The 4484-nt window shown below is 72.2% G+C and carries 4 protein-coding genes; 3 read left to right on the top strand and 1 reads right to left on the bottom strand.

All coding sequences use genetic code 11. From position 1 onward, the window contains the following. Positions 1-267 precede the first annotated feature (267 nt). From KN815_RS34370 to KN815_RS34380, 3 genes are all read left to right on the top strand, one after another. Complete coding sequence (locus tag KN815_RS34370) at positions 268-963, top strand: peptide deformylase (RefSeq protein ID WP_216345764.1); 696 nt, start codon at positions 268-270, stop codon at positions 961-963. Between the two features lie 204 nt (positions 964-1167). Beyond that, entirely contained in the window at positions 1168-1926 is a 759-nt protein-coding gene (locus KN815_RS34375; RefSeq protein WP_216345765.1) for a GNAT family N-acetyltransferase, read from the top strand. Beyond that, on the top strand, positions 1923-2780 hold the full coding sequence (locus KN815_RS34380) for a lysophospholipid acyltransferase family protein (RefSeq protein WP_216345766.1): 858 nt from the start codon (positions 1923-1925) through the stop codon (positions 2778-2780). Before KN815_RS34375 ends, KN815_RS34380 begins: the two co-directional genes overlap by 4 nt. A 68-nt stretch (positions 2781-2848) precedes the next feature. Here KN815_RS34380 and paaK read toward each other — a convergent pair whose 3' ends face one another. After that, complete coding sequence (gene paaK, locus KN815_RS34385) at positions 2849-4156, bottom strand: phenylacetate--CoA ligase PaaK (RefSeq protein ID WP_216345767.1); 1308 nt, start codon at positions 4154-4156, stop codon at positions 2849-2851. Positions 4157-4484: the final 328 nt, after the last annotated feature.

The following is a 4484-nucleotide window of genomic DNA, read 5'->3' on the forward strand; positions in this document are numbered from 1 at the left end:
CATAGCCCGCCGCAGGCGCCCAGCACCGTCGAACACGGCCTACGGCCAGGAAGGCTGCCGCCCCGCCGTACACAACGGGGGAAGCACCGCGGGGCGGCAGCGGCCGAGCCGGGAGACTCGGCCGAGCCGCGCGGGCGTGGGATGTTCCCGGCGGCTCATCGACGTCTACGGACCGCATCGGCACCCTGTTCACCTTTTGTCCGATGGTGAGCACCCACCGCTTGGGCACCTGCCACGCCCCCGGTGATCGTCTGTCAGGCTGTCCCCATGCCGACTACTACCGTCTCCGATCTCGTCGACGAACTGCTCTCCGGGACCCGCCCGCTGCCGATCATCTCCGCGGGCGTCCCCGTGCTCCGGCAACCGGCCCTGCCGTACGAGGGCCAACTGACCACGGACCAGTTGGACCGGCTGCTGGCGGCGATGCGGGAGACGATGCACTCCGCGCCCGGGGTGGGGGTCGCGGCCCCGCAGATCGGTGTGCCGCTGCGGCTGGCGGTGATCGAGGACCCGGCGGAGGTGGCGGCCGAGGTGCGGGAGGTGCGCGGCCGGGTGCCGCAGCCGTACCGGGTGCTGGTCAATCCCGTCTACGAACCGGTCGGCGACGGCCGGGCGGCGTTCTTCGAGGGGTGTCTGAGCATCCCCGGCTGGCAGGCCGTGGTCAGCCGCCCGGACCGGATCCGGCTGCGCGGGCAGGACGAGACGGGGCGGGAGCTGGACGAGGAGTTCACCGGCTGGCCCGCGCGGATCGTCCAGCATGAGACCGACCATCTCGACGGCGTCCTCTATCTGGATCTGGCCGAAACTCGTTCCCTGTCCTCGGCCCAGGCCGTCAGCGACTACTGGTCCCAGCCCACCCCCGCCACCGCCGCCCATTCACTCGGTTTCCCGCTCCGGACCGCCACCGGCACCGGCACCGGTACCGGCACTGACAGCGGCGGCACCGGCGCTACCGCTCCGTAACCACGGGCCGACCAGCGGCATGTGTTCGTCATCGACTGGCAGTCGCCGAATCACCACACGGACACTGTGACGTACGTCGCCACGGCAAGACTGGTGAACGCCCGCGGTGCGCGCCGCCTCAGCGCACCGCACGGCGAGTGAGGCGTTTCTTCCGCTCTTCCCCAGTCCCCACCGCTCCTGACTTCCCTTGAACGGAGAACAGGAATGTCCGTGCTCACGACGTCCTCGACGACGGCGCCCACCACCTCGTACGTCACCTCGATCGCCCACACCCAGGAGCAGATCCACGCCGCGCAGCGGCTGCGCTACCAGGTGTTCGGCGAGGAGAGGGGCGGCCGGCTGGACGCCGCGGTCGACGGCCGCGACGTGGACGAGTTCGACGAGATCATGGACCACCTGATCGTCACGGACACGGCGACGGGCACCGTGGTCGGCACCTACCGGCTGCTTCCCCCCGGGCGCAGCGAGCGGCTCTACTCGGACACCGAGTTCGATCTGCGCGGCCTTCCGACCGAGGTCCGCTCGTCCATGGTCGAGACCGGCCGGGCCTGTGTCCACGCCGACCACCGCACGGGCGCGGTCATCAACCTCATGTGGGCCGGTCTGGCCCGCTATGTACTGCTGTCCGGCCATCGCTATCTCGCGGGCTGTGCCTCGGTTCCGCTGGCCGAGGGCGAGGGGGCCGCGGCCAACGCCTGGCTGCTGGGCACCAGCAAGCACGCCGCCCCGCCCGAGATGCGGGTCCACCCGCTCGACCCGTGGATACCCTCGCGGCCGATGGACGGCGAGCCCAGCTACGCCGACCTGCCGCCGCTGCTCCGCGGCTATCTGCGGGTCGGCGCCTGGATGTGCGGCTCCCCGCAGCACGACCGGGCCTTCAACGACGCCGACTTCTTCGTGCTGCTGGACACCGAGCGGATGAACGACCGCTACCGCCGCTACTTCCTGGGTGAATCCCAGTGACCGACGCGGCCGCGATGAGTCTGCCCGAGCACGCCTGGGCGGGCTGGTCCCCGTGCACTCCCGGCTGTGTCTCCCACGCCGCCGACCGCGTACCGGCCACCCGGGGGGCCCGGCGGGCCACCGTCTTCGTCGGGGCGGTGATGGGCGCGCTGCTGTCCGGTCGGCGGATCGCCGACCCCGAGACGCTGCGGGCGCGGGCGGCGACGCTGCTGGACGCCCTCGGCATCCGGCTGGAGGTGACGGGCGACAGCACGCTCAGCGCGCCCGGCGGCACCGGCACGCTCATCGTGGCGAACCACATCTCCTGGCTGGACATCCTCGCGCTGCTCGCGGTGGAGCCCGTGGTGATGCTGGCCAAGCGGGAGATCGCGGGCTGGCCGCTGATCGGCTCGCTGGCCACCCGCGCGGGGACGATGTACATCGACCGCGGCTCGCTGCGCGAACTCCCGGACACCGTACGGGAGATGGCGGCCCGACTGCGTGACGGCCAGTCGGTGATGGCCTTTCCGCAGGGCATCACCTGGTGTTCGGGCACGGGCGGCAGCTTCCGGCGGGCCACCTTCCAGGCCGCGCTGGACGCGGGCGCGCCGGTGCGCCCGGTGACGCTGGAGTACGTCCAGCACGGTGTCCCGACCACGGTGGCCGCCTTCGTCGGCGAGGACGACTTCGGCGGCTCGCTGCGCCGGGTGCTGCGCGCCGACGGGCTCACGGTGCGGGTGGCCGTGCACCGTGCGCTGCGGCCGATGCGGGACGTCGACGACCGGCGCAGGGTCGCGGCACAGGCCCAGGCGACCGTCTGCGGGGCGCGGCTGCCCCTGCACCAGGAGTTCCCCGCTCTCGAACTGGCACGCTGAGCCCATCCGCTCCGGGCCCTCCGTCCCGGGCGCCGCGTCCCGTCCGAGGAGGGCGCCCGGGGCGGTGCTCAGCTCTCGGTGCGCCGGTCCCTGACCCGGCGGATCTTGCCCACGGAGCGCTCCAGCGTCTCCGGGTCCACGACCGCCACCTCCACCGTGAGCCCCACCCCGTCCTTCACTCCCCGCGCGATGGCCGCCGCGGCGGCCGCGCGCTGCTCGGGGCCGACGCCGGGGCGGGCCTCGATCCGCACCGCCATATGGTCCATCCGGCCGCGCCGGGTCAGCTCGAGCTGGAAGTGCGGGGCCACCGCCGGGACCCGCAGTACGATCTCCTCGATCTGGCTGGGGAAGACATTGACCCCGCGCACGATGAGCATGTCGTCACAGCGGCCGGTGATCTTCTGGATGCGCCGGAAGGCGGGGCGGGCGGTGCCGGGCAGCAGCCGGGTCAGATCGCGGGTGCGGTAGCGGATGACGGGGAGCGCTTCCTTGGTGAGGGTGGTGAAGGCCAGCTCCCCCTCCTCGCCGCCGGGCAGCACCGCGTCGGTGAACGGGTCGACGATCTCCGGGTAGAAGTGGTCCTCCCAGACGTGCAGCCCGTCCTTGGTCTCCACGCACTCCTGGGCCACCCCGGGGCCGATCACCTCCGAGAGCCCGTATATGTCCACCGCGTGGATGTCCATGCGCTCCTCGATCTCCCGGCGCATCTCCTCCGTCCAGGGTTCGGCGCCGAAGATGCCGACCTGGAGGGAGGTGGAGCGGGGATCGACGCCCTGCCGCTCGAACTCGTCGAGGAGCGTCAGCAGATAGGACGGCGTGATCATGATGATCTCGGGCCTGAGGTCCTGGATGAGCCGCACCTGCCGGGCGGTCATGCCCCCGGAGGCGGGGATGACGGTGCAGCCGAGCCGCTCGGCGCCGTAGTGGGCGCCGAGGCCGCCGGTGAACAGGCCGTAGCCGTAGGAGATATGCACCTTGTGGCCGGGCCGGCCACCGGCCGCGCGGATCGAGCGGGCGATCACCTCCGCCCAGACCGCCAGGTCGTGCTCGGTGTAGCCGACGAGGGTGGGGCGGCCGGTGGTGCCGCTGGAGGCGTGCAGCCGCCGCACCTCGCTCTGCTCGACACCGAACATCCCGAAGGGGTAGGTGTCGCGCAGATCGTCCTTGGTGGTGAAGGGGAACCGGGCCAGGTCCTCCAGGGTGCGGCAGTCCTCGGGGCCGACCCCGGCCGCGCGGAACTTCCTGCGGTACAGCTCGACATGGTCGTACGCATGGCGCAAGGTGGCCCGCAGCCGGGTGAGCTGGAGCGCCCTCAGCTCCTCGGGGCTCATCCGCTCGGCGTCGTCGAGCGGGGCCACGCTCAGGGATTCCGCCATGGGCGTCCACCACCTCCAGTTGCCGACCGAACATTCGGTTACCATTCGGGCGCGGTCCAGTAATCCAGCATCCGACCTGGCTGTCAAGGGTCCGGACGGCCCGGCCGCGCCGGTCCGCACCCGCCTGACGCGGAACGGCTGCGAGGACGGTGAACGATCGGCTCCGGCTCTCCGTATCCGTAAGTGCGATGGACGCAGCCGCGACCCGGATCCGATGCGAGAGGGCCCTTTATGTACGACGCCGCCGACGCCGGCGCCCACGCCGACGCTCCGCACCCGCTCCGGACCGCCGACCGCCCCCCGCGCCGCCATGGCCCGCGCCGCCATG

It is taken from the genome of Streptomyces niphimycinicus, from assembly GCF_018883605.1.
Lineage (GTDB): Bacteria > Actinomycetota > Actinomycetes > Streptomycetales > Streptomycetaceae > Streptomyces > Streptomyces niphimycinicus.